This is a genomic window from Streptomyces sp. NPDC048419 (assembly GCF_043200415.1).
Taxonomy (GTDB): Bacteria; Actinomycetota; Actinomycetes; order Streptomycetales; family Streptomycetaceae; genus Streptomyces.
Genome location: NZ_JBICXT010000038.1, coordinates 1 through 24,096, shown reverse-complemented (window position 1 = coordinate 24,096; position 24,096 = coordinate 1). Strand labels below are relative to the sequence as shown.

Genomic DNA, 24,096 nt, shown 5'->3' with positions numbered 1-24,096 from the left:
GGCTCCGCATGCGGTGCAGGCAAAGGTCCGTTCGTACAGGGGGAGTGCGTGCTTGGTTCTCGCCCCGCACTGCGCGCAGTCCATCGTGGTGTGCGCGGGGTGGACCAGGTGGACGATGCGCCCGTGCTTGCCTGCGCGAGCGGCTGGCCCGCCTGACGAGGGCGCTCCCTGGTGGGACATACTCACCTGATGAGTTCACGCACATCCCCGATCAGCCAGCCGATCACGATACGGAGGGCCGTCGCGCGGGATGCCAAACGGCTCACACGCCTCGTGCGTGGATCAGGCGCCTACGAGGGGAAGTACGCAGCCGCCGTCGCGGGCTACCGGGTCGGTCCTGATTACATCGAGGCCCACCGCGCCTTTGTGGCCGTCGGCGCCGACGAGCACGGAGGCCGGATCCTCGGGTTCTACTCGCTCATCCTTGCTCCACCGGAGCTCGACCTGCTGTTCGTCGCCGACGACGTGCAAGGACGGGGCATTGGACGGCTACTCGTCGCGCACATGCAGTCCGAGGCCCGTGCCGCCGGGATCGACCGTCTGAAGGTCGTGTCGCACCTGCCCGCCGAGAACTTCTACCACCGCGTCGGTGCGGTGCGGACCGGGACCGCGTTCGCGAACCCGCCCGCCGTGCCGTGGGACCGTCCCGAATTCGAGTTCCGCATTCCTTCGGGATGACAGGGTGTGCCGGTCGGTGGGTACCGGTGGCCTGCTTGCAGGTATCGCTGGACGCCGCGCGCTCCGTGTGTGCCCGCCGGCAGTACCGCCGCCTCAACGGTGGAGGCGACCGGTAGGCCAACGCCGCCCTGCGCTGTGCTCATCGTGCAGGACCCCGCCGTCCCGCTCGTGAAGCCGGTCACCCATGCGCTCATGCTGGGCATCGACTCCTCCCTGACCGGCATCCGGGAGAGCTCCCTCACCGACCCCAGTCCGATTTCGGGCATCCGGCACGGGAAGGGCGGGCTCGGCCGCCGCGGCCGGGCCGGACCCCTGCCGATCCGATCGCACGGACGATCAACTGGTGCGCCGGTATTCGGCGTTGATGCGCTGGGCTTCTTCGAGCTGGTCTTCGCCGATGATGATCCGGCAAGCGGCTTCGATCGGGGTGCTCTGGTCGACGAGTTCACGCGCGGGCCGCGATGCAACTCGGCGGCCCGGCCATCGTGTAAGCGGGACAGTCGTCGTCCTCGAGTCGGTCCAGCGATTCGTCCGCTGTCGTCTCACCTCTTTGTGGAACGCATCGAGGGGCCTTGGTGCCGTACGGCACCAAGGCCCCGAAGGAACTGCAACACCATCTGCCGGCCCTATTGTTGCGCCGGCCTTCTGTTTCCGCACAGCCGCCCGAAATGCCAACGGGGGTGCGAGGATCGCGGATGCGTGACCGGAGACCACCTGCCTATCGATGTCCTGCGGTACCCGGGCTGACGTCTTTGGCCCGGGCGATCCTGGATGGCGCTCGACTCCTCCGTTCTTCCCTCTGAACCAATCACTTACCAAACGGGGACTACGCACTGCTTGTTACCGCACCCCGGCGCGCGCGTCCGCAGCCCGACGCCTTCACCGAGGCAACCGCTCGATACAGCACTGCTGGTACCGCAACCGCGTCGACCGCGGCCTTGATGGCGGCGGCCCCTGATCACTGCGGGCCACCCGGTCCGGTCGTCAGTCCCGTCGCCGTCGTGCAACAACCTGGCTTCGAGGCTCCACCATCGGACCGTCATGCGTGTACTGCTGCCTGGCAGTTCGTGTCTGCCGGGCCTCGCTCGATCTCGACTACGAGAGAAACAATAATGATCCAAGCACCCAATGTCTACTTCGGCGAGCATAGATTTTTGCGTACCCGACGATGAGGTATTCCCCGTCGGTCGGTCTAGAGATGGCAGGTCCGGCCCGCAGTGCAAGTGCGGCGCGTGGAGTGAGGGGCCGACGGCGACGAGACCGTACAGACCTGTCCTGCCCCGTAGTGCCGCCACCCGAGCCGCGCGGTGGGAGCGCTGTGGATAGAATCTGATCTCATGCTGAAGGCTGACGAGTTGATCGTTGACATCGCCGCCCTTGTGGAGTCAGGGCAGAGCAGTCAGATGTCCCTGACCGTGGTCACCGGTGGTGCTGTCATCACCGGTCGACTGGCTCCCGAAGCCATGTGGAGGCAGCGGGTGGCGGAGGTGCTGACCGAGTCCGCCCACCTGGGCGAGTTCGCCGCGGTCTTCGACGGTCCCGCGAAGAAGGACGGGCCGCCCACGCATCTGCATTTCCATCTCGCGCGGATTCTGCAGGGCGCGGTGGGGATCCCGGAGACGGGCGGAATGTACCGCGTTGCGATCGAGGACATCAGTGCCTGGACCGTGGGCGACTTCAGCTATTCCGACCACTGACCCACCGCTTAGCTGCTCAGGCGCGTACGGGTGAATGCGCTCAGCCGGTGAGCCGCGCGTCGCCGATCCGGCCGCCGCGCGGTGGGGCGATCGCGTGCCGTGGCGGCGTCACCGCAGCGTGATCTCCTCGCCGATCGACTGCTGGCGGGCGGCCGCGACGACCAGGGCGGCGGCCGCGGCGTCCTGGACCGCTACGCCGACCGACTTGTAGAGAGTGATCTGCTCCGGCGCGGTGCGCCCCGGTCTGCTGCCGGAGATGAGTTCGCCCAGCTCGGCATGCACGTGGTCGGCTGTGATGAGGCCTTCGCGGATCGGCGTGAGCAGGTCGTTACTGCCCGCGGGGAGCGGAGAAAGCACGGCCTGGCGCGATTCGACGCACACCAGCGCCTCGGCGATGGTGGCGTCGTCGATCTCGCGCCCGGCCGGGTTGTATCCCACGGACGTGATGTGTACCCCGGGTGTCAGCCAGGGACGGCGGATCACGGGTTCGACGGCGTGCGTCGTCGCGGCGGCGATGTCCGCGCCGTCGAGTGCCTCGGCGTAGCCGGCCACGGCCTGGACTTCGGCCTCCAGCAGGGCGGAGAGTTCCTCGGCCAGGGCGGCGGCTCTCGCCTGGTCCCGGCCGGCCACGCGGATCTGCCGGATCGGTCGGACCCGGCAGATCGCGTGGGCGTGGGAGCGGGCTTGGACGCCGGTGCCCAGCACGGCCAGCACGCTCGCGTCCTCGCGGGCCAGCAGTCGCGCCGACAAGGCGGAGCAGGCGCCGGTGCGCGCCGCGGTGATGGCGGTACCGTCCAGCAGGGCGGCGGGCTCGCCGGTATCCGGATCGAACGCCACGATCAGCGCCTGATGGGTCGGCAGGTGTGCCCCGTCGTTGTGGGGGAAGAGGGAGACCAGCTTGGTCATGAGCATCCCGGCCGAGGGCAGGAAGCCCGGCATGGCCGCCAGGAATCCGTCCTGTTCGGGCACCAGAGCGGCGACACGGTCGGGTACCGAGGCGCGGCCCGCGCTGAGGTCCGCCATCGCCGAAGCCAGGGCATCGATCAGCGAATCCATGTGGAGCAGGGACTCGACCTGCGAACGGCCCAGAACAAGCATGCGCTTCAGCCTCCTGATGCCGACCGTCCGGCCGACGACCGCACCGCCCAAGCCTCGACGCCGACCCCTCGCTGCCCCATTACGACACGCATTCCCGTCCGGGCGCGTTCACCCGAACGCGCCTGGCCACATCGGCTGTACCCCAACAGCGCCCAGTGCTGTACCTGCGCAAGGCCCACGGCCGGATGATCCGCATCGGCCGCGAAGCCCTGTGCCGCCTGCTCGCCTGACGCGGTATCACTTTCCAGCGCACCAAGACGTGAAGGGAGCCACGAACCCCGAGCGCGATGCCAAGCTGGACCGGATCGAGCACGTCCTGGAAGTCTTCCCCGGCCGGGTCTTCGCATTCGACGAGTTCGGCCCGCTCGGAATCCGCCCCACCGGCTCGGACCTTGGTCACAGCCGACGTCCGGCGACGTCCCCGCCCGGGTCATCGGCCAGGACCACGGCCGCGGTGATCCGCTTGCCCACCGGTTCCCGGTGAAACTGCAAGCTCTGGCACACGGCCATCACAATCTCCAGCCCGTGCTGGCCCACCCGCTGAGGATCCGGCGCCAGGATCGCGGGCAGGGCCGTACTGCTGTCCCACACACTCACCTCAACGGCGCCGTCCTTGACTTCCAAGGTCAGCAGACACGGACCCGGCGCATACTTGCGGGCATTGGTCACCAGCTCGCTCACCACCAGCTGCACCATGCCCATCGCGCGGCTAGAGACCGGCAGCCCGTGAACAGCCTGCACATGCGTCAGGAAGGACCGGGCCAGAGCGCGAGCGGAAGCGATGTGCTCGCTTTCCTCGAACGCCTCCGCAACCGAAACGGATTCGCCGACCAGCGATTCCCGCTCAGCATCACCCGCGGTCTGATCCATACGGTCCGCCTTACTTCCCAAGCAGCCCTGTCCTCGCCCGAAATCGCATACCCCTCAATCGCCACTTGAAGCAGGCAGACAACAGGCGGCGGTCTCAGGCAGCATGCGAGTCCTGGACCGGGGCGCAGCTACTCACTAACGCGACGGGTGTTGACAGGCCACTCCATCCGCCACCTGTACAACGAGAGGGTGTGCGCGGGGCAAACCGACAGCTCTAGGGGGTCGGCATCCCGAACAGGAGGACGGTCACCAGTATGGTCATCGGAATAGCCAGGACCACAGCCAGCCCGGCAAGGCAGCCCCAGACGGTCAGTCGAGCACGGGTTCTCGCGTAGTCATCGCTCTTCGGCACACCCATACCCAACAGCGAGAAACACCGACTCGCTACCTACAGAGGCACGTAGCCCTCGGACTGCCAGGTGAAAGTGCAGGTCACAGCCACTCAGTGAGGGCTGCGATCAACATGGTCGCTTCCTTGCGCACGGCGAGTTTGTCGTACCTGGTAGCCACGGCCCGGTGGCGCTTGAGGCGATTGATCCCGCCCTCAACCGTGTGCCGCTGCTTGTAGTCGTCCCGGTCGAACTTCGGCGGACGGCCGCCGCGGGACCCGCGATTCTGCCGGTTGCCGACAAGGTCTGCGGGTACCGGAATGGTTGCCTTGATCCCGCGTCTACGCAGGTGGGACCGGTTGCGACGGGAGCCGTACGCTTTGTCGGCCGGCACCCGGTCCGGACGTTTGCGGGGCCGTCCGCGTCCGGGCCGGGGCACCCGAACAGGTCGTAGACCCGGTCCCATGGCCCATACCGCGCGGGCATGTCTCGTCGGGGAGCACCCGTCCGGGTCCGCCACCGTATGCCGTCTATCAGCTGCCGCGTGGTCCACACCTGCGGCCGGCCCGGCGTGATGCCCTGCGGCAGCAACGGCTCCATCCGGGCCGACTGGCCATTCGTCAGATCACCACGTCCCACAGCACGTGATCATCAATGAACAAGATCCACTTTCGCAACAGCCCCAGCACACCAAATCCGGCTGCTTCTGGGGTTCACGGAAAGCCGCCGGTTGCTCATCGCCGCTCGCTACGGTCCGGCTCGTGCCGGTGGAGTTTCTGACCGATGAGCAGACCGAGGCGTACGGGACGTTCACCGCCGTGCCCACGCGTCCGGAGCTGGAGCGATTCTTCTTCCTCGACGATGACGACCGCGATCACGACCGGCCCCGACTCGGCACGCTGGCCGTGGCCGTGGTGGGGTTGATCTCGGGTCGGCGTTGGCGGCGGTGGCGGTCAGGGCGGCGACCGCCATGGCGGCGATGCCGATCAGCGCTGCGGTGGTGTAGGCGTGGTCGTTCGGGAAAAGATGACCGGCGTCGGTGCCGGTGGCCAGGACCAGGCCGCCTATCGCGCTGCCCAGGGAGTACCCGACGCTGCGGACGACGTAGTTGAAGCTCATCGCGCTCGACGTCTCGCTCTTGGGCGTGACGGCCAGGATGACGCCGGGCATGGCGGCTGAGAAGCCGCCGACGCCGAAGCCCAGCACACCCATCGCGACGAGCAGTTCGGCCAGGTTCGACCGGGCCGCGGCGAAGAGGACGAACCCGCCGCCGACGATGACGGCGCTGCCGGCCAGGAGCACGGGTGCGTCGATCAGCGTCCGAACCCGGGGCGTGAGTTTGCCGGCGACGAACCCCAGCACCGAGAACGGGACGAGGACCAGCCCGGCGACGAAGGTGGTCAGCCCGAAGCCGTAGCCGGCGCTCTGCGGCGTCTGCGCGTACCGCGTGATGAGCGTGAGCAGGAGGTACATGCCGCTTCCGCCGACGAACATGGCGATGTTCGCTCCGGCGACCGCCGGGCGCCGTACTGCCCGGACATCGACCAGGGGCGCCTTACTGCGCAGCTCGGAGGCGGTCCAGACGCACAGCAGGAGCACGGCGACGACGGCGAGGATCACCGCCATGGCGAGGTGACGGCTCCACAGGCTCCGCTGGCCGGCCAGGAACAGGACGAGGAACAGTCCACCCGCGAGGACGAGCGCGCCCGTCACGGTCACGTGAGCGGAGCGGCCTTCGGGAGCCGCGGGTATGGAACGCCACGCGGTCAGGAAGGCGACAGCGGTGACGAACAGACCGAAGCTGTAGGCGGCCCGTACGCCGCCGATCTCGGCGAGCAGTGCGGTGAGCGGGTAGCCGACGCCGGCGCCGATGATCGAGACCACCGAGATCAGGGCGATCGTCGTCGTGCTGCGCTCCTCGGAAAGATGGTCCCGGGCCACGCCCATCATCAGCGCCGTCAGACCGAGCCCGACGCCTTGGGCCGCCCTGCCGATGAGCAGCCCCGCGAACGGCAGCGGCAGCACGGTCAGCGCACTGCCGACGACGACGATCGCGAGCGTGGCGAGGATCGTGGCCCGTCGGTGCGGGCCGGCTCCGAGCCGGCCGAGGACGGGCGTGGCGACGGCGCCGCTCAGCAGTGCCACGGTCAGCGTCCACTGCGCGCTGTCGAGCGAGACGTGGAACGTGGTGGCCACACTCGTGATCAGCGGCGTCCCGAGGCTGGCGACCGCCGCCACGACCAGGGCGATGAACATCAGGGCGGGGACCAGCAGCCGCGCCTCGGAGCGCTCAGGGGTGCGCCCTCTCACCGCTTCGGCCCTTCGCGGTCCTGGCTTTCGAGCTCTGCCAGGTGCGCCAGCGCCGGAAGCGCCGCCACCAGGGCCTCGACCTCGTCGTCGGCGAGTTCGTCGATCAGCCGCGCGAACGCATCGACGCCCGCCTGGCGCCGCGTCCGAACGTACGACGCGCCCGCCTCGGTCAGACACACCAGCGTGACCCGCTTGTCGGAGGGATCGCCCTTCCGCTCGACCAGTCCGGACTCCTCCATGACCCGGACCAGCACGGTCATCGCGGGCTGGGTGACACCCTCGATCACGGCCAGATCGGTGATGCGTCGCGGGCCGGTCCCGTGCAGGGTGGCCAGGGTGGCGGCGGACGTGATGCTCATATCGCGTGGAAGGCGTCTCACAGCCCTGGTGGCCAGCCCGTAGAGGGCCGACCCGATCGCAGTGGACACGCCACCAGTGGCGTCTTGACGGCTCATGCGTGAAGCATACAATATTTATATGAATGCTTTATGCATCTCTCGCCCCGAACGCCGTGCCCCAGCCCCGCACGCGGCGCACCAGACGGCGGTCGCCGTCGACGCCATGGCGGACGCCGTGCGCCGCGCCCTGGCCGAAGACCGCGCCGAGGACGACATCACCACCCGCTGGGCGGTGCCGGACGGCACCCGCGCCCATGCGCGCGTCGTCGCCCGCCAAGACGGCGTGATCGCCGGCACGGCGATCCCAGCCGAGGTATATCGGCAGCTCGGCAGCGGCGTCGTCGTCACCGAGCACGTTCAGGACGGCGACCGCGTCCACACCGGGCAGGCCCTGCTCACGCTGGCAGGACCCGCGCGAGAGATCATCACCGGCGAGCGGACAGCTTTGAACTTCCTGCAACGCATGGCCGGCATCGCCACCGCCGCCGCGGCCCTCGCGGACGCGGTGACCGGGCTTCCGGCACGGATCCTGGACACGCGCAAAACAGCGCCCGCTCTTCGAGCGCTCGAGAAGGCCGCGGTCGCCGCCGGCGGAGTGAGCAACCACCGGCTCGACCTCGCGGCGATGGTCCTGCTCAAGGCGAACCACATCGCCGCGGCGGGCGGCGTGAGCGCCGCGATCGCGGCAGTACACGCGTGTAATACACGCGGTGTCGCCGTCGAGGTGGAGGTCGAGGCGACAGCCCAGGCCATCGAGGCGCTGCGCGCGGGAGTCGAGTGGATCATGCTGGACAACATGCCCATCGAAGACGTGCGGCACATCGTGACGCTGCGAGGGTCGGAAGGGCCCCGACTTCGCGTCGACTCCGGTCTCCGCGACGGCCCTTACCGTGTCCAGCGTGATGAATCCAGACGCCTCGAATATCCGTCGGTGCCATCACCCACAGTGCGCCGGCGTTCGACCTCAGTCTGCTTCTGACGCCGATGGCATCAGCGAGTGGCGGGCACCCGGCGAGGTTCGGATGAGGCCGCGTCTCGTCCTGCGCAGACGGGCTGGAATGCCCGCCATGGCCGACCCCGTCGACCGGGAGGTCTTCGTTTCCGTCTCCGGCACGTTCCTCCGCCGCCGAAGGCGCCCGGGGAGCTGAGGAAGACTTCGCCGGGACGCGAACCGGCAGCGGCGGGTGGCAGAGCCGAACCAGGCCGGATCAGCACGTCCTCACAAATGCCCGGTGCTCCGTCGCCGGGATCGAGCAATCTGAGCGTCAATTCGAAGTCGGACATGTCCGGCCGAACACAGGAGGTCTCCATGGCCAAGGGCTACTGGGTCAGTGTCTACCCCGTCATTTCCGACCCTGAGAGGCTGTCTGCCTACAACAAGCTGGCCGGTCCGGCTGTCCGGGCTGCGGGCGGGCGCGTCCTGTCCCGTGGCGCCCGGGTCGTCGCCCACGAGGCCGGAATCACGCAACGCGTCGTTCTGATCGAGTTCGACAGCTTTGAACAGGCCGTCGCGGCATACGAGAGCGAGGCATACCAGAAGGCGCTGGTGGCCCTCCCCGACGGATTCGAACGCGACTTCCGCATCATCGAAGGCATCGACTGACCGACGGGCTCAGCCATCGCTGAGCATCTGTCACCTGAAACGCATACGGTGCTGAACGACGACTCACGAGACGAGGTCCGGGCCGGCTGGACTGTCTCGCTGACCACCTCACCGCCCACGGCCTCATCCTGGAGATGCTCGCCGGGCCGCTGCCCGGCATCTACGACCCCACCGGGCCCGGCAAGCTGCTGTTCGCGTCCTTCGCCGCGATGGCCGAGACCGAGCGGGAGAACATCCGCGAGTCCACGCTCGAAGGACTCGACACCGCGTCCCGCAAGGGCAAGCACGGCGGCCGGCCCCCGGTCATCACCGACGACATGCTGCACACCGTGCTGCGCCGCCGCGCGGGCGGCGAGTCCGTCGAGCAGATCCTGCCCGACCTGATCATCCCTACCGGCAAGCGGAAGGGGCAGAACCCCTCGGTGGCGAGCATCCACCGGGCGCTCGCCGAGCACGCCAAGCGCGAGGCATACCCCGAAGCCGTCGAGCAGGCCCACGCCGACTTCGCCGACCTCCGCAACGCAGACGTCCTCCGGTCCCGACCGGACGCCGCAGCGTTCAGCTCATGGCCATGATCGGAACGATCCGTCACTGGCTACCTCGGTCGCGTCTGCACCGCCTGCAGTACCTGCGCACGTTGTGGGGCGCCACGCACGGAGGCGGACGCAGAGGCCAACTGGCTCGCCGCGCCCCACTCATGACCCGCAGGCTCACCCGCAATTGTCGCCGGGCTACGTGGGCGAAGAACTCCTGAAAGCCTGCTGATGGGACCGGTCGGCACGCTGCCAGGGGAACGGCGCGAGATCGGGTTCGACCCAGCCCCACCTGGCTCGGGTGTCGGCGAGTGTCGAGGGCCGGTAGAAGCGAGTGAGCAGCTTCTTGTCGAGCAGTGCCGGGTGCTGGTGGGCGAAAGCGTCGAAGTCGGCCGTGTCTGTCTGGCCCACGTGGTGGCCTACCAGTTCGACCCAGGCCCGGCTGACGGTGGCGTTGTATTTCTGTGGCACGCCGGCGTATCGGGCGGTGCGCTGGATACCGCTGCTGATCAGATCCACCGCCGCGTTGGTTCCGTATCGTCGAACGGCTAGCCAGGTCAGGTGAACGTGCTGGCGGTGTCCGAACCGCTCGGCGGTGGCCATCACTTCGCCCATGAGCTCGGTGAACGGCGAGGCCCCCTCATCCGCGCCGTCATCGTCAGTGGTCATGCCCCCTCCCTGATCAATGCGTCCGCAACGGCGTAGAAACCGGCGCGCGCCTCAGCGGGCACGCCCTCCAACGCGCGGCTCTCGAGATCGGCCAGCGTCTGGCTGATCAGCGCCGCCGTCGCACGCCCGGACTTCGTGAGTTCAATCAACACCGAGCGGCGATCACCGGCTCGCGTACCGCGAGTGATGTGACCACGGCGCTCCAGCCGGTCCAGCACGCTGGTCAGCGTTGTAGGTCGGGCGCCCACTGCGGCCCCCAGCTGAGACACGGTTCGTCCCTGACCGTCGGCGAGGTTGGCCAATGCGTTGACTTCGGAGGCGGTCAGGTCAAGGTCGACGAGTTCGGCAGCGATCAGCTGCAAGGTGGCGTGGGTCGCACGCTGCAAGGTCAGCAACAGCGACCGTCCCGATGAAACGCTTTCGGACTTCACGTTTTCGGATATTACGAGATCGCACTAACTGGCGCAAGCGTGCCTGCATGCCGCAAGCGGCATCTCAGACGGGCGCTGAGCGCGGGTAGACGGTCACCAGTCACGGAGGCCGCGCGTTCGCCTCCTACCAGGTAGACCGCGCGCAGAGACCGCGGCCCCACTCCCGTCGCTTCGAGCGCACTGGGCTCGTACGACGCACACGCACGGCCGGGAGTGCGCCCCATCGCTTCGAGGCAAGCGGATGCGCACCACCCGGCCGTCGTTCAGGCTCGGGTGTAGCCGCCGTCGGCGAAGAGTTCGGCACCCGTGACGAACGACGAGGCGTCCGAAGCCAGGAAGAGGGCTGCCTCGGCGATTTCCTCGGCGTCGGCCAGTCGCCCCAGTGGCACGACGGCCTCGGCGAACTGGTCGACGCCCGGCCCCGCGGCGCCCAGCAGGCCAGGGGTTCGCGTGGGTCCAGGGCTGAGCACGTTGACGCGGAATCGGCGCTCCCGCGACTGTCGGGCCCAGTTGTGCACGAGGTTGCTCACCGCCGCCTTCGAGGCGCTGTAGACCTCGAGTTGCTCATTGGGTCGCACGCTGTTGCTCGAGCCGACGACCAGGATGGAGGCGTTCTCCGCCAGCAGCGGAAGCGCCTTCTGAACGGTGAACAGCGGGCCCTTGACGTTGACGGCGAGCGTGAGGTCGACGTTCGTCTCGGTGTGGGCGCCGAGCGCGGCGTCCGCGACGATTCCCGCGTTGGCCACCAGCACGTCGATGCGTCCGGCCTCCTCGCGGACCCGCCTGTAGAGCGCGTCGAGGTCGGCCAGGACCGAGACGTCGGATCGTACGCCGGTGGCCGCTGGGCCCAGCTCCTTGACTGCCGCTTCGAGGCGGTCGATGTCCCGGCCGGTCACGAAGACCCGTGCGCCCTCCCGAACGAAGCGGTGGGCGATGGCCAGCCCGATCCCGCTGGTCCCTCCGGTGATCACGGCCACCTTCTCCTGCAGCACGCCTGGCATGTTGAACCCCTTCAGTTATGGAATGGATCGTCCACAACATAGGCAGTAATGGACGATCGAGTCAAGAATGGATAGGCTGAGATCATGCCGAGACCACGCGCATTCGACGAACGCCAAGTCCTGGAGCGGGCCCGGGAACAGTTCTGGGCGACCGGCTATGCAGGAACCCGAATGGACGACATCGCCCAGGCGACCGGCCTGGGCAAGGGCAGCCTGTACGGCGCATTCGGCGACAAGGGCAAGCTGTTCCACCGAGTGTTCGGCGACTGGTGCACCGCAGTCGTCGAGGTGGCCGAAGGGCGGCTGACGGGTGGCCCGGACGCAGAGGCCTTGGCCCGGCTGTCGGCATACGTGCACCTGATGGCGGAGAACTCCGCCTCCGACACCGAGCGCCGCGGGTGCCTGCTGGCCAAGGGCGCGGCGGAACTGGCCCAGCACGATCCGACGGTCGCCGGGCGGTCGGCCGAGACCATGACGGCGCTGCTGACCCTGCTGCGGACGGAGATCAGCGCCGCCCAGCGCCACGGCGACATCGACAGTGCTGCGGATCCGGAGCGGTTGGCGGCACTGCTGCTGACGGTGGTCCGCGGTATCGAGGCGGTGGGCAAGGCCGGCCTGGAGTCGGAGACGTTGCGGAACATCGCGGACACCGCACTAGCGGTCCTGCCCATGCGCGAGGGGCACAAACGCCAAGCAACCGGGCGCAGTTCGGCCCGGGAGAACTAATGGCGCCATCACGGTCACATGATCCGGGGGACAGCGCCGAGCGAGGGCCGCTATCGCGTCGCCACGCGGGAGCTGGCCAACCCTGTGACCCGGACGATCACGACGGCGATCCGCCAGGGTGCGCCGCCTCGTGGAGCGGTGCGTCTGGCGCTTGAAACAGTGCTGCCGCCCGCGGCCGGGGACACCTGATCCGCTGGATGACGCCTGGTGCGGTGTGCGCAGCGGGCGAGGCTCTCGCCTGGTCGAGCTCCTGCGAGGGTGCACCCCCTGAGCTTGCGGCATTCCTGCGTAGTGCGGTCGAGGTCGCCCGGTGAAGATCGCTCCTGCCTACCGTGTGCCGGAGCCGCCGGAGCTGCCGGAGCCGGCTCCGGCAGCTCGGTAACACTGCTGCGAGCCAAGAGTGTCAGCGCAGCCGGCGCACCCGCAGCACCAGATCGTCGGTGTGGTGGGCGCCGGCGCCACCGTCGGGTGCCACGCGTGGCCGTTGCTCGTCCACCTCTACCTCCCAGTCGTCGTTGAGTAGATCGGCGACCGTCGAGGGCCAGACGTAGTCGGCCGGGTCGAAGCCGCTGTCGTGCACCTGCTGGGTGTCCATTCCCGCGTGGTGAACGAACAGCAGCACGCCACCGGGCGCGACGGCCGCGAGGAGCGCTCGCTCTGCCGCGGCGTCGGGGCTGCGCAGCAAAGCCGGGTACTGTGCGGAGACCAGGTCGAAGGAAGCTGGCGGGAGCGCCGCCTCGGTGAGTGCCGCGTGCATCCAGTCAACGGCGACACCGGCGTCCCGCGCGTGTCCGGCCGCCCGCTCCAGCGCCACGGCCGAGACCTCGAGCGCGGTCACCTCCCAGCCGCCCCGCGCGAGCCAAATGGCGTCCGCGCCCTCGCCGCAGCCCACGTCGAGCACACGCCTAGGTGTGAGCCCGTCGACCTCGGCCACGAGCGCACCGTTGGGCTGCCCGCTCCACAACTGTTGTCGCTCGGCGTACCGCTGGTCCCACTCCGCCCGCACCGCGGGGTCGCCGACATAGCTGTCGGCAGGGGAGGGGATGTCGGACGCGGGGGATCCTGCTGCGATGTTGTCGGTCACGGCTCAACGGTCGCTCACGTAATTCCTGGTCTGCCACTCCTGTTGCTGGTCCGGCAAATGGCGTCGAACGGCGTCGCACTGGACGTCATCGAGGCAGAGCGGCCGCGGTCTGCGCAGTCGAACCGTGGTCGGTCAATCCGCGACGGCAAAGGGTCAAGGAGCGATGACACGGGGCACGCGTCCAGCCGTACGCCGAGCCAAGTCCCGTACCGCGATGAACGCCGCGCACGTTGCCGGCACGGCCGTGCTTGATCATGACTTCGACCTGCTCTCCGGGTTTCGGCGCGCGCGAAAGACCTCGAATTCCTGGGAGCGAGCCGGGATTTGGCGGGCGTGGGCCGCGGCGATGTAGCCCATGCCCTCGTGTGAGTCCCGGACGTCCTCGAGGAGGAACTCGTCCGCCCACGGATAGGCCAGGGTTGTCGCGGCTCGCATCGAGGCCGACCGCCGAGCCGTGTGTGGGCGGCTGGAGGCGGTCGCGCTCACGAGACGCGTGCCAGGGATTCCACGGCTGCCGCGACCTGCCGAGGGCTGGAGATCATGGTCAGGTGGCGTGCTCCGGGGATGAGGGTGGGGGGTGGGGCGTCGATGCGCTGGGCGGTCTGTTGCGGGGTCTGTTTGCTGAACACGTCGTCCTGGGCACCGAACACGACTGACTTGGGGATGTGCACGCCGGCGAGCCGGGCCACCTCGCCGGCGGGGAGGCCGGGCACGCCCTCGCCGAGCATGCTCCACAGGGCGGCCTCGGCGCCCGGCACCTCCAACGGCCGGCGCCACTGATCCAAGCCGGCGGCGTTGAGGGGCGGGCAGGCCGGTCCGCACTGGGCGTCGTACACGGAGCGGATCAACCCGTCGACGCCGAGACCAAGGCGCAGCAGGCTTGTGCGGTACGGATCGATCAGCACGTACTTGAAGGCCGAGGGTGGACCGGCGCCGGTGTTGAGGGCGTCTCCGTCGAGCAGCATCACGCCGCCGATCCGTCCTGGGGCGCGCAGGGCGGCGTCCGCGACGACTGCGGCGCCGCTGGAGTGGCCCACCAGCAGGGGGCGCTCGCCCGGTCCGCCGAGGTGCATGGCAGTGAGGAAGCCCACGAGTTGTCGGGTGAAGTGGTCGACGGTGTAGGGGCCGCGGCGTTCGCTGTAGCCGTCTCCGGTCAGGTCCAGGGCGTAGACCCGGTGATCGCGCGCGAGGAGCGGTGCGAGTCGTGACCAGGTGTCGACCTGCTCGAAGGCGCCGTGGACGAGGACGACGGGCGAGCCGCTCGTGCCCCACGTCCGGTACCGGGTGCGGATATCGGCGGCCTGCACGTATCGCAGCCCTTTGGGGGGCTGGGCACGCCTCGCGGTGAACGCGTTGTAGGTCAAGGACGCCGTGGTGACGACCATGAGCAGGACGGAGCAGATGAGCGTTACGCGTCGCCACCACCGCCTGGGCCACGGACGGCGCCGTGGGAGCGTGCGCGGTGCGCCGTCGGAATCCGCCGGTGGCGGTTCGGTCGGCCTGGCCTGGGGGTCGGCTTCCACGCGAGTTCCCGTTCTGTCACTGGCCGGCAACCCAGGCGGCTGGCACGGTCACGGATGAGGCGGAGGCGGCGAGCAAGGCAGATCGCCCATCGTCCCGGCCCACAGCATCGCCCCGTCCCGGACCGAGATCATCCACCGAGAGTCGGTATCGCGCATACTCCCGTGGGCGTAGCTTCAGGGCATTTCCGCGGAACGAGGCATGGAGCTATCCCGCGGAACCGCGCCGCGCTTTCGCGAGCGAATGTCGGGCAGGCAGCCCTGGCAGTTCTGGCGGCGCGCTTGGTTCTGGTGTGTCGCTGAGCCGGCGCGATTCCCCGTTGGTACGGCGGGTTGATCCCCCGGAGCCCGGAGCCCGGAGCCCGGAGCCCGGAGCCCGGAGCCCGGGGCGGCCTGCTCGGCGGCGTCCTGAAGAAGATCGAGAACGGTCGCCGCACCTCCGCGCCGATGCGGCAGACCATCCAGTGATACCGGCCCCAGCCGCAGGCGTCCGAGACACTGTTGACCACGTCAACGTCTGCTCCTCGTCACGGTTGGCCCCAGCCGCGATGCTCGACGACCACACCGATGACGGAGGTTGCCCGTGGAGCACCGCTGCATTCTGACGGCGACGGCCCCGCCACTCGCGTTCGGCGTCATCCGTACATGGATGGGACCGGCGTATCCGAGATGGCACCTGCCGGGCCAGTGCCTCAGCCCGGCGCCCGCCGCCGTCGACCCGAGCGAGGTCGGGTGCGCAGTTCGCCGTGCACCGCCCAGGCCACCGACACCATCGGCACCGCCACGACCGCGCCGATCACCCCGGCCAAGGTGCCGCCGGCGATGACGGAGAGGGCCACGACGACCGGGTGCAGCCGGACCGCCCAGCTCATCACCAGCGGATGCAGCACGTGGCCTTCGATCTGGCCAACGACGACGATCAGTGCGAGCACGACGATCGCGATGACCGGCCCGCGCGCGGCCAGGGCGACCACCGTGGCCACGCCCAGCGCGATGGGGGATCCCACCAGCGGGATGAACGCGGCGAAGAACTCCAGCAGAGTCAGCGGCAGGGCCAGCGGCACCCGCAGCACGAACAACGCGATGCCGACCAGCACCGCGTTGGTGGCCGCCACGATGAAGATGCCGCGCGTGTACCCGGCGAAGGTCCGCCAGGCCGCACGGCCCGCGCGGTTGCACGGGTCCCGCGCTTGCTGGGGGAGCCACTCCTGGAACCAGCGCCAGAACCGGTCGCCGGAATGGATGAAGAACAGGGAACAGAACAGGGCCAGCACCGCCGTGGTCAGCACCTCAACCAGCTGTCCGGCACCGCTCACAGCGTTGCTGATCAGCACGGAACGGTGCTCGGAGACGAAAGTGTTCACCTTGTCCTGAAGGTTCGACGTCACCGCGGGACTCACATGGAAGGGAGAGCCCTGCAGCCACCGTTCGATGCGCCCGATGCCCCCGCTGAACTCCCGCCCCAGCCGGTTCCACTCGCTCGCCACCAGTTCGCCGACCAGCGCCAGCAACCCGAGGACCACCATTAGGCTTCCTACGACACTCACCACCACCGCCAGAGCCCTGGGCAGCCACCGCGCCAGCAGATCGGCGAGCGGGCGCAGGACGGAGGTGATGACCAGGGCGAGGAACAATGCCACGGCGACCAGTTGCAACCGCCCCAGAATCACGAAACCCGCGTACACGGCCGCCCCGAGAACCAGCAGCCGCCACGCATAGGCGGCACCCACCCTCAGCCCGTGCAGCACGGTCACGCCGTCCTCGGCGCCCCGCACCGACGTCGCGGCCCTGCGCGCACGGGCCACGGTCCCGACGCCGCGCGCAGGACGGCTGCCCAGCACGACGTACCGCATCCGCCGCCGACCATGACCACTATCAGGTCCGGCATCCGGCTGGCGGCGCGGCTGACGCGATGCGCCGTTCATCTGTACGTCACCGCCCCACACCATCGGGATCACGCAGAGCAGGCGGAGCGCGGCTCCCCCAGCACGCAGTCCGAACCAGGGGAACCTATGACCAGGCCGGCCCCTCAAGGAAACGCCGCCGGCCCGGGCTCCACCCCGAGTTCCCCATCCCCACTCTGGACATGCCCGCCGCACTACCTGCGGCGATCCCCTTAACGCGCCGCCCCCGGGAAGACCCGCGAGGAGCACCCGGCGAACGCAGGAGGCGCCGCGGTGATTCACCCGGTTGACCCAGCCTGAGAGCGACTTGCGGGGGCACACGCAGTTCAGGTTCCAGCGGTGACGTGTTCCTCCGGACGTGCTGCGGGACTGTGCATGGGGCGGTGCCGCAGTCATCCCCGAATGACTGCGGCCCGCTCAGCAGCTCGCCTGGGCCGTGTCCGGGCGAGCAAGCATGACGGATCGCTTCAAAGTGGGGCCGTCGACGTGGATGGGCGTGTACGGCGAAGGAGGCCCGGCCGCATCGGTGACGCCAGGATGGGCGCTCGACGTGCCGATGTGAGGGGCACGCGACCCTGGGCTGACAGTGCGCTCGAAGTCGTGGCCGGCCGGGGGTAGTCCCGTGCAGCACGCTGAGAGGCAACGGGCGTCGATCATCAGGCCGTGCTGCTGCGGTCCTGGCCGGGCAGGCGGCTGTGGATGCCGTCGATGATGAAGCCGAGGCTCAGGGCGAACTGTTCGTCCATGCCGGGCCCGGAGGGGGTGGTCATCCACGCGGTCAGCGCCGGGTGGCGTCCGCTCTGTGCGGCCAGGTCGCGTGCCGCTGTGATCGCTTCGGTCAACTGCTCGGGGGTGTGCAGTCCGTAGCGGCGCCGCATGGCCAGTTCTTCGGCTTCCTGCTGTGCGCTGCCGAAGATGTGCCGGTCCAGGAGTGCCACGTAGGTCATGGCGTCCTGGACGGTCGTGCCCTGGCGGATGAGGACCTGCAGCATGAACTCGGTTCGGCGCATCATGTGCGGGCCCAGCGGGGGGCGTGTGGGGACGAGTTGTGCGTACCACAGGTGGCGTTTGACCATGTTCCAGCTGTCGAGCGCCACCTGGCGCAGGTCGGCGCGCCAGTCGTTGCCGGGCTCCGGTGGCAGGGGGATCTCGCCGGTGACGTGGTCGAGCATGAGGTCGACCAGGCCGTCCTTGCTGAGCACGTGGCGGTAGAGGGCCATGGGCGTGTAGGAGCCGAGTCGCCTGGCGACGGCGGCCATGGTGAGCGCGTCCGTGCCGCCCTCGTCGGCCAGCGCGATGGCGGCCTGCACGATGTCGTCCCGCTCCAGTGGACTGCTGCGGCGCCGGGGCGTGGGCTGAGTCCAGACCAGGGGCGGCAGCGGGCTGTCCGGAGTCTCCTTCACGCCGTTGAGTATATAGTCTCTATCTAGAGTATATGTCATATACGTAAGGCGGGCGGAGCAATGACGGAAGCCATGAAGCAGGAGACGGGCACACCTGAGAGCCCGGCCGGGATCCGGTTGGGCATAGTCCGCGGCATCAGCTACGGCATGTTCGGCGAGCCTGACAGCTTCGTGCCCGAGATCCGCAAGCTCGGCGGCGGCCTGGTCCGCGTCTACGTCTACTGGGGCCAGGTCGAGCCGGAACCGGGCCGATTCGACTGGACGGTCGTCGACGCGATCCTTGATCAGCTCGACCCAGCGGCCGAGACCTGGGTGACGGTCTGCTCCAGTTCCCCGTGGGCCACCCGGCAGCCCACCGACTTCCTGCCCTCCTCCCCGGCCACGAACGTCGACCAGTACGGGCGGTTCGTGAGGGAACTGGTGGGCCGCTGCCAGGGACGCGTGGAGTACTGGCAGTGCAACAACGAGCCGAGCAACACCGGCCTGCTATGGGCGGGCACCGCAGCGGAGTATGTCGAGCAGCTGAACGTCTTCCACCAAGCGGTGCGCGCCGGCGACCCGGCGGCCACCGTGGTACTCGGCGGCTGCGGCTACGACGTCCTGGCAAGCCCAGAGGACAGCGCCGCCCGCAAGTTCTTCGACCATGTCCTTGACCACGGACAGGATGCCTTCGACCTGTTCTCCGTCCACCTCTACGGCGACCCGCACGCGATCCCCAACCAGGTGGCACAGGTACGCGCGATGATGCGCCGTCACGGCTACGAGCGGCCCGTGGCGGCCGGCGAGTACAACGGGCCGACCCTCTTCGAATTCCCCGAGGCCCAGCAGGTGTTCGAGCAGACGATGATGGCAGCCTTCACCGCCGAAGGTGCCGAATCGCACTCCACCGCGGCCGGTGAGGAGGAAGCCGCCGAGCCGCCCGACCGCCGCACGATGCGCGCCCTCTGCGCCCAGGCGCCCGAACTGCCGCCGCAGCTGCAGATGTTCCTTGAGGACTGTCCGCCCGAGTTGGCGGCCAAGCGGGACCGCATCAACCGGCGCCAGATCGTCACCCGCAACATCCTCGCCCTGGCTGAGGGGCTGACCAGAACTGCCTGCTGGAACCTCGCACCGGAAATCCCCGACTACAGCGACCGGTTCAACCTCATGGGCTTCCTCTTCGGCAAGCTCGCGCTCATGGAGTACGAAGGTATGCAGCTGACCCGCCACCGCCCGGCCGCACACACCTTCGCGCTGCTCGCCGACCAACTCCAAGGCGCCACCGCAGTCCACCGTCTCGCTGTCGGGCACGGCCATGACGGACAGCCGGTGTTCGCCTTCGAGGTGCAGCGCGAGGGACGTGCCCCGGTGCAGGTGCTGTGGACGGGCGGGGACGCCTTCACCGGCGAGGACCAGCCCCCGACCCATGTGCGCCGGCCGTGGCCCCACCCCACCGCCCACGTCGTCGATGCCTTCGGCGCACGCCAACAAGCCGAGTGCGACGGCACCACGGCACACCTGACGCTCTCGGTCACCCCGCTGTTTGTGTCCACCACCCCACACAGCTGAGAGGAGGCACGGCATGCATCGGCATCCTCCCCTACAGCCCCTGGCCCGCGGCCTGCTCGCCAGCGGCCGGTCCCGCACCGAAAAACGCCCCACCACCCGCAGTAGCACCGATTTCCTCGCCGACCAGCTCTACACTGAAGCCGACCTCGACACCGTCGACACCCTGCGCACCCTCGCCGACGAACTCGGCCTGCCTCCGGCCCAACTCGCCATCGCCTGGCTGCTGAGCAAACCCACCGTCAGCGCACCCCTGGTCGGTGCCACCAAGCTCGCACATCTCCAGGACGCCATCGCCGCCGTCGACATCACCCTCACTGCGAAACAGATTGCGCGCCTGGAAGCCGACCACCGACCTCACCCGGTGGCCGGGCCCGCCGAGCCGGCAACGCCGGCGCCTTCGCTGACAGGTGGCAAGCCCAGATAGCAGGCACTTACGCGGGGTGTGCGCCGACTGGGGTGACTACCGAACTCGTGGCACGCCTCCGTCGCCGATCCCCAAACGAGGTGACGCAGGCGGCTGAATGTCGCCGAGAGGGCCCGCTCAATGCCGTACGGAAGCGGGAGGTGGCGGCAGCACGCCGATGTTGAGGCCGACCACCACGGTGGCAGGGAGTGCGCGCGGTCCACCAGCTGGTCCCGTACTCCTTGCGGGCGTTCGGGCCGCACAGGGACAGCCAGGCGACACTCACCTGGCCAGACGCACGCTGACTGAGTTCCCTTGGTCAACGCGACCTTCCCGCAGAACACGTGCACAGGCTCTCAACCCGCTACCTCCGCACGCTCAGTTCAGGCCGGCAGGTGCCGCCGTGCCGAGGCTTCGGGGGGTTGTCGCGGGGCGTTTGTCGGACAGTCGACCGGGCTGATCACGGTTCTGCGGCGGGTGTATTGCGGGCCGATGTGTGCTGGTCGCCTGTGGCGGGGGACCGTCGTTGGTGCGGCGTGAGTGGTGTGAGCGAGGGCGACGGCAACCTGGTCTGTGCTCGGCCGGCCGAAATCTACTGGCTGGACCTATCCAGGCAGGGGCGCGGGCGCCGCGGTCAGCGCCGACCGGAACGAGGTGAACAGGGGCAGGCGCCGGTTGGCGCAGGCCGTGACCTGCCGGGCCTGTGGGGGCGGCTGCGTATGGTCATGTTGCCCGTTGCGGTGCTCACGGTGGCTGCCGCACTAGTGGCAGCGGTCCTTGCCTGACGCGACTCCCGCTCATGAGCGTGCGAGGCGGTAGCCCGCTCCATGCTGGCCGTACGCGACTGCCTCGAGGCGCCCTGCGTACACGGAGCGGACCTGATCGCGCAGCATCTCGCGGACGTCGAGCGCCGCGGCGGAGTTGCGCGCCGCCCGCGCTGCCCTGCACATGCCGGCCGACCGTGCGCAGGCCGCCGACCCGAGCACGTGCACCGAGGACCGGCATCTGCCGCATCATCCACGTTCAGAACGCGTGACAACCGGGGGTTGTCACAGCAGGATTGACAATCTACCGTTGTCACCATGAGTTCTGAGCCCACCGTGGACCAGCTCATCCAGGCAGGCCACGCACGTGCCATCGGTGACGATCCGCTCGACCTGCTCGACGCCGTCCTGGCGCTGACGCGTGATGTCTCCGGCCGCTCCGATGCGGCTGTCGACCAAGCCGTGCGGCAAGCCCGCGAGGCCGGATACTCGTGGACCGTGATCGGCGAACGCCTCGGCGTCTCCCGCCAGGCCGCCCGCCAGCGGTACGCCGACCGTGTCGCCCAGACCCCCCCGACCGTCGGACTCATCCGAGGCCGTGACCTGGAGGCCGCACTGGCCGCCGCGCTGGCCGCCGCCGAGGCCGGCCGCCTCGCCGAGGCGGGCACCGAACACATCCTGCTCGGCCTCCTCACCGACGGGGTGGCCGCCGCCACCCTCGAGCAGCTCGGCGTCAGCCGCGACAAGATCCGCGACGCCAGCCACCGCCTGTTCAGCTACCCCTCCGAACCCTCGCGCGAAGGCCGGATCGAGTTCTCCGCCGAGGCCCAAGCGGCTTTGGCCGGCGCCGAGCAGCTGGCCACCGAGCGCGCCCCGAGCTGCGCGCCGGTCGCCGTCACCACGCCGCAACTGCTCGCGGTCATCGCCACCAACCCCGGCTCCCGCGCCCGCCGCGTCCTCAACGACCTCGGCGTGGACGTGGCCGACATCAAGCGGCTGCTGCACTGCTACATCAACGTCCCGCGCACCCCTTTCGGCCGCCGCCCCCGCCGCAGCAGGCCGGGCAAGAAACAGACGGACCGCTGCTCGTTCTGCGGTCACGCCCGCAGTGAAGAGCGCCCCCTGGTCACCGGGCCCAACGTATGGATCTGCTCCGAGTGCGTCGAGATGTGCCGCGAGATCCTCACCCAGCCAACTGACGCAGGAATGTGACAGCCGGCGACCTAGCGTGACCAGCCACTGGTTCAGAGAAGTGGCCAGGTCGAAGCCGAGGGTGCCGGACCAGTTGGTTCGTCCTGCGGGCGGCGTCCGGACACGGGACGGCGGTTGACAGGCTGAGCGTTCCGTAGCGGCTATGCCACTGCGTCTTCGATGGTCGTACGGACGTCGAGGACGGTGTCGGCGCCGGTGATCTCCAAAATGCGTCGAAGCTGCGGCGCGGGCGAGGCGACGCACAGGGCGGTCGTTTGATGAATGCGGAGCAGCAGGTTCAGGAAGGTGGAATCCGCGAAGGTGAGGCCGGCCGCATCGAGCACGACACGGGAGTGTTTTTTGGCCGCCGTCTCCAGGGCCTTCGCCATGGATGCGATCGAGTTGGCGTCGTAGTCGCCGTGAGCAACGACGATCCAGGCGCCCGCCCTCTCGTACTGGACCAGCTCGCGTCCGGTCCGAGCCTGTTGACTGAACTGCATCTGAGTCTCCGAACTGGGTCGGGTGGTCACGGGAGGACCGGTGAACGGCCGGTGCGTGTTTGCCGGCAACGAGGAGGGCGTGGCGGGAGGGGCGGACGCGGGTGACTCAGCTGCGCGGTGGATCCAGCCTCCGCGCCAGCTCACCCTGGATGTCGGTCGCAAGGTGGCCGGTGGTGCCCCAGGCGACGACGAGTTCGGCCACGTGACGGAGCTTGATGTTGGTACTCATGGACGTTTCCCTGAGGACGTCCCAGGCCTCACCGGGGGAGAGTCGTCCGACGGCGATGAGGACGCCCGTCGCCTGATCGATGACGGCGTGCGATTCCACGGCGGTTTCCAGCTGCCCGACCTTGGATTCCAGGCCGTGGATCTGGGCACTCTGGGCTTCGACGACCCGCTCGATTCCCGGGCCTTGATCGGCATCGTGACGCACGGTGGGCTCCAGGGTCCAGGGATCCACGTCGTTCCATGAGTTCTGCCCCTTCGTGCTTGCCGTACACGCGGGGCTGTCACCAGCGCAGCAAGGACCGCAGCTCGACGCCGTTGCTCCTTGTCCCAGCATCAGCCCGGTGAGGGCGAAGCGCCTGCTGAGTTGTGGGTTTTGTTACAGAGCCAGACTCGCGGCCACGGCCCTCGATCCGCGCCGTCCCCGACCGCCGGCCCGGACACCGCAACGGCCGGTTGCGCATGGCCTCGGGCGACGTCGAGCGCGCGGCGGACATCACCGGTCTTCTTCGAGGATGCTCCGGCCTTCGGGCCGGATGCTTGGCGGCTGCGAGGCTTGACGCCGGCAGGGTCGTTCGTTCTCACCTCTTGACGGCCTCTGCGATCTGCCGGGCGGCCTGTGCGGGTGTGAGGTGTGTGGTGTCGACGACCTCGGCCTCGGCATGCAGCCACGTGCGGGCCGCCGCGGCGTAGGGCTCAAGGTATTGGAGACGGAACGGGGAGTCGGGGCCAAGAACAGTGTCGTCCGCGATGCGCCCGCGCAGGGTGTCCGGGGCGGCGTGGAGGACGAAGTGCCGGAGCGGAATGGCATGTTGAGCAAGGCCCGAGCTGATCTCGCGCCAATACTGTTCGACCAGGACAGTCATGGGAATCACCAGAGTGCCGCCGGTGTAGTCGAGAACGCGTCGGGCGGTCTCGACCACGAGCGGCCTCCATGGCGGCCAGTGCTGGAAGTTGTCCGTGGCGGGCAACCCCGGCGTGATGTCCATGAGTGTCTCGCCGACCTTCTCGGCGTCCAACACCCGTGAATCTGGGATCAGTTGCTGCACGAGCGCACTGGTCGTCGTCTTGCCCGCGCCATGGGTGCCATTGAGCCATACGATCATGAGACTCGACGCTAGTGTCCTGCGCCAGAGATCCGTCGGCAGAGGCGGGCGAGGGAGTCGAGGATCTCTTCGGCTGTCTTGGTCCAGATGAACGGCTTGGGGTCG

Annotated in this window: 22 protein-coding genes and 6 pseudogenes; 10 read left to right on the top strand and 18 right to left on the bottom strand. The window is 68.9% G+C overall.

What is annotated here, in order from left to right; translation table 11 throughout:
• Positions 1-129 (bottom strand): annotated as a pseudogene (locus ACGFYN_RS42750) (zinc ribbon domain-containing protein); the annotation flags it as partial.
• A 60-nt stretch (positions 130-189) separates the two neighbouring features.
• Here ACGFYN_RS42750 and ACGFYN_RS42745 point away from each other — a divergent pair.
• The gene (locus tag ACGFYN_RS42745) at positions 190-678 is read left to right on the top strand and encodes a GNAT family N-acetyltransferase (RefSeq protein WP_393871419.1); all 489 of its coding nucleotides are present in this window, start codon (positions 190-192) and stop codon (positions 676-678) included.
• 336 nt (positions 679-1,014) lie between these two features.
• On the opposite strand, the pseudogene ACGFYN_RS42740 reads toward ACGFYN_RS42745, so the two are convergent.
• A pseudogene (locus ACGFYN_RS42740) lies at positions 1,015-1,141 on the bottom strand (MerR family transcriptional regulator); the annotation flags it as partial.
• Positions 1,142-2,015: 874 nt separating this feature from the next.
• Here ACGFYN_RS42740 and ACGFYN_RS42735 point away from each other — a divergent pair.
• The gene (locus ACGFYN_RS42735) at positions 2,016-2,375 is read left to right on the top strand and encodes a hypothetical protein (protein ID WP_393871418.1); all 360 of its coding nucleotides are present in this window, start codon (positions 2,016-2,018) and stop codon (positions 2,373-2,375) included.
• A gap of 108 nt (positions 2,376-2,483) precedes the next feature.
• Here ACGFYN_RS42735 and ACGFYN_RS42730 read toward each other — a convergent pair whose 3' ends face one another.
• Positions 2,484-3,473: an ornithine cyclodeaminase family protein gene (locus ACGFYN_RS42730; protein ID WP_393871417.1), complete on the bottom strand. Its 990-nt coding sequence runs from the start codon at positions 3,471-3,473 to the stop codon at positions 2,484-2,486.
• A 155-nt stretch (positions 3,474-3,628) separates the two neighbouring features.
• Between ACGFYN_RS42730 and ACGFYN_RS42725 the strand changes: the two are divergent.
• A pseudogene (locus ACGFYN_RS42725) lies at positions 3,629-3,891 on the top strand (IS630 family transposase); the annotation flags it as partial.
• Here the strand turns inward: ACGFYN_RS42725 and ACGFYN_RS42720 are convergent.
• The 4 genes and pseudogenes from ACGFYN_RS42720 to ACGFYN_RS42705 form a co-directional block, all read right to left on the bottom strand.
• Complete coding sequence (locus tag ACGFYN_RS42720; RefSeq protein WP_393871416.1) at positions 3,870-4,343, bottom strand: ATP-binding protein; 474 nt, start codon at positions 4,341-4,343, stop codon at positions 3,870-3,872. The pseudogene ACGFYN_RS42725 and the gene ACGFYN_RS42720 overlap by 22 nt on opposite strands.
• A 432-nt stretch (positions 4,344-4,775) precedes the next feature.
• Positions 4,776-5,311: pseudogene (locus tag ACGFYN_RS42715) on the bottom strand (transposase).
• A 318-nt stretch (positions 5,312-5,629) separates the two neighbouring features.
• Positions 5,630-6,928: pseudogene (locus ACGFYN_RS42710) on the bottom strand (MFS transporter); the annotation flags it as partial.
• A gap of 50 nt (positions 6,929-6,978) precedes the next feature.
• Positions 6,979-7,341 (bottom strand): MarR family winged helix-turn-helix transcriptional regulator, encoded by a 363-nt coding sequence (locus ACGFYN_RS42705; protein ID WP_393871415.1) that lies wholly within the window; start codon positions 7,339-7,341, stop codon positions 6,979-6,981.
• A 202-nt stretch (positions 7,342-7,543) separates the two neighbouring features.
• Here ACGFYN_RS42705 and nadC point away from each other — a divergent pair, with 202 nt between their 5' ends.
• From nadC to ACGFYN_RS42690, 3 genes and pseudogenes are all read left to right on the top strand, one after another.
• Entirely contained in the window at positions 7,544-8,359 is an 816-nt protein-coding gene (gene nadC, locus ACGFYN_RS42700; RefSeq protein ID WP_393871414.1) for a carboxylating nicotinate-nucleotide diphosphorylase, read from the top strand.
• Between the two features lie 330 nt (positions 8,360-8,689).
• Positions 8,690-8,983: a DUF1330 domain-containing protein gene (locus tag ACGFYN_RS42695; protein WP_393871413.1), complete on the top strand. Its 294-nt coding sequence runs from the start codon at positions 8,690-8,692 to the stop codon at positions 8,981-8,983.
• A gap of 71 nt (positions 8,984-9,054) precedes the next feature.
• Positions 9,055-9,558: pseudogene (locus ACGFYN_RS42690) on the top strand (recombinase family protein); the annotation flags it as partial.
• A 156-nt stretch (positions 9,559-9,714) separates the two neighbouring features.
• On the opposite strand, the gene ACGFYN_RS42685 reads toward ACGFYN_RS42690, so the two are convergent.
• From ACGFYN_RS42685 to ACGFYN_RS42675, 3 genes are all read right to left on the bottom strand, one after another.
• Positions 9,715-10,185 carry a hypothetical protein gene (locus tag ACGFYN_RS42685; RefSeq protein WP_393871412.1) on the bottom strand — a complete coding sequence of 157 codons (471 nt, stop codon included), beginning with the start codon at positions 10,183-10,185 and terminating at the stop codon, positions 9,715-9,717.
• Positions 10,182-10,616, bottom strand: coding sequence for a MarR family winged helix-turn-helix transcriptional regulator (locus tag ACGFYN_RS42680; RefSeq protein WP_393871411.1), 435 nt, complete (start codon positions 10,614-10,616; stop codon positions 10,182-10,184). The genes ACGFYN_RS42685 and ACGFYN_RS42680 overlap by 4 nt, the downstream gene beginning before the upstream one ends.
• Before the next feature lie 263 nt (positions 10,617-10,879).
• On the bottom strand, positions 10,880-11,617 hold the full coding sequence (locus ACGFYN_RS42675; protein WP_393871410.1) for an SDR family NAD(P)-dependent oxidoreductase: 738 nt from the start codon (positions 11,615-11,617) through the stop codon (positions 10,880-10,882).
• 84 nt (positions 11,618-11,701) lie between these two features.
• Here ACGFYN_RS42675 and ACGFYN_RS42670 point away from each other — a divergent pair, with 84 nt between their 5' ends.
• Positions 11,702-12,343 carry a TetR/AcrR family transcriptional regulator gene (locus ACGFYN_RS42670; RefSeq protein WP_393871409.1) on the top strand — a complete coding sequence of 214 codons (642 nt, stop codon included), beginning with the start codon at positions 11,702-11,704 and terminating at the stop codon, positions 12,341-12,343.
• Between the two features lie 403 nt (positions 12,344-12,746).
• Here ACGFYN_RS42670 and ACGFYN_RS42665 read toward each other — a convergent pair whose 3' ends face one another.
• The 4 genes from ACGFYN_RS42665 to ACGFYN_RS42650 all read right to left on the bottom strand — a co-directional run bounded on the left by ACGFYN_RS42665 (position 12,747) and on the right by ACGFYN_RS42650 (position 18,254).
• A complete protein-coding gene (locus ACGFYN_RS42665) occupies positions 12,747-13,427 on the bottom strand; it encodes a class I SAM-dependent methyltransferase (protein WP_393871408.1) in 681 nt (226 codons plus the stop codon).
• 482 nt (positions 13,428-13,909) lie between these two features.
• Positions 13,910-14,812, bottom strand: coding sequence for an alpha/beta fold hydrolase (locus tag ACGFYN_RS42660; protein WP_393871407.1), 903 nt, complete (start codon positions 14,810-14,812; stop codon positions 13,910-13,912).
• An 827-nt stretch (positions 14,813-15,639) separates the two neighbouring features.
• A complete protein-coding gene (locus ACGFYN_RS42655; protein ID WP_393871447.1) occupies positions 15,640-16,800 on the bottom strand; it encodes an AI-2E family transporter in 1,161 nt (386 codons plus the stop codon).
• Between the two features lie 707 nt (positions 16,801-17,507).
• Positions 17,508-18,254, bottom strand: coding sequence for a TetR/AcrR family transcriptional regulator (locus tag ACGFYN_RS42650; protein ID WP_393871406.1), 747 nt, complete (start codon positions 18,252-18,254; stop codon positions 17,508-17,510).
• Between the two features lie 60 nt (positions 18,255-18,314).
• Here ACGFYN_RS42650 and ACGFYN_RS42645 point away from each other — a divergent pair, with 60 nt between their 5' ends.
• On the top strand, positions 18,315-19,802 hold the full coding sequence (locus ACGFYN_RS42645) for a hypothetical protein (RefSeq protein ID WP_393871405.1): 1,488 nt from the start codon (positions 18,315-18,317) through the stop codon (positions 19,800-19,802).
• A gap of 13 nt (positions 19,803-19,815) precedes the next feature.
• Positions 19,816-20,226 carry an aldo/keto reductase gene (locus ACGFYN_RS42640; RefSeq protein WP_393871404.1) on the top strand — a complete coding sequence of 137 codons (411 nt, stop codon included), beginning with the start codon at positions 19,816-19,818 and terminating at the stop codon, positions 20,224-20,226.
• Positions 20,227-21,002: 776 nt separating this feature from the next.
• Here ACGFYN_RS42640 and ACGFYN_RS42635 read toward each other — a convergent pair.
• Positions 21,003-21,155 (bottom strand): hypothetical protein, encoded by a 153-nt coding sequence (locus tag ACGFYN_RS42635; RefSeq protein ID WP_393871403.1) that lies wholly within the window; start codon positions 21,153-21,155, stop codon positions 21,003-21,005.
• Between the two features lie 132 nt (positions 21,156-21,287).
• Between ACGFYN_RS42635 and ACGFYN_RS42630 the strand changes: the two genes are divergently transcribed.
• A complete protein-coding gene (locus ACGFYN_RS42630) occupies positions 21,288-22,181 on the top strand; it encodes a ClpX C4-type zinc finger protein (protein ID WP_393871402.1) in 894 nt (297 codons plus the stop codon).
• Positions 22,182-22,321: 140 nt separating this feature from the next.
• On the opposite strand, the gene ACGFYN_RS42625 is transcribed toward ACGFYN_RS42630, so the two are convergent.
• The 3 genes from ACGFYN_RS42625 to ACGFYN_RS42615 form a co-directional block, all read right to left on the bottom strand.
• Positions 22,322-22,690, bottom strand: a complete 369-nt coding sequence (locus ACGFYN_RS42625; RefSeq protein ID WP_393871401.1) for an STAS domain-containing protein — start codon at positions 22,688-22,690, stop codon at positions 22,322-22,324.
• A gap of 76 nt (positions 22,691-22,766) precedes the next feature.
• On the bottom strand, positions 22,767-23,120 hold the full coding sequence (locus tag ACGFYN_RS42620; protein WP_393871400.1) for an ANTAR domain-containing protein: 354 nt from the start codon (positions 23,118-23,120) through the stop codon (positions 22,767-22,769).
• Between the two features lie 346 nt (positions 23,121-23,466).
• Positions 23,467-23,991: an AAA family ATPase gene (locus tag ACGFYN_RS42615; RefSeq protein WP_393871399.1), complete on the bottom strand. Its 525-nt coding sequence runs from the start codon at positions 23,989-23,991 to the stop codon at positions 23,467-23,469.
• Positions 23,992-24,096: the final 105 nt, after the last annotated feature.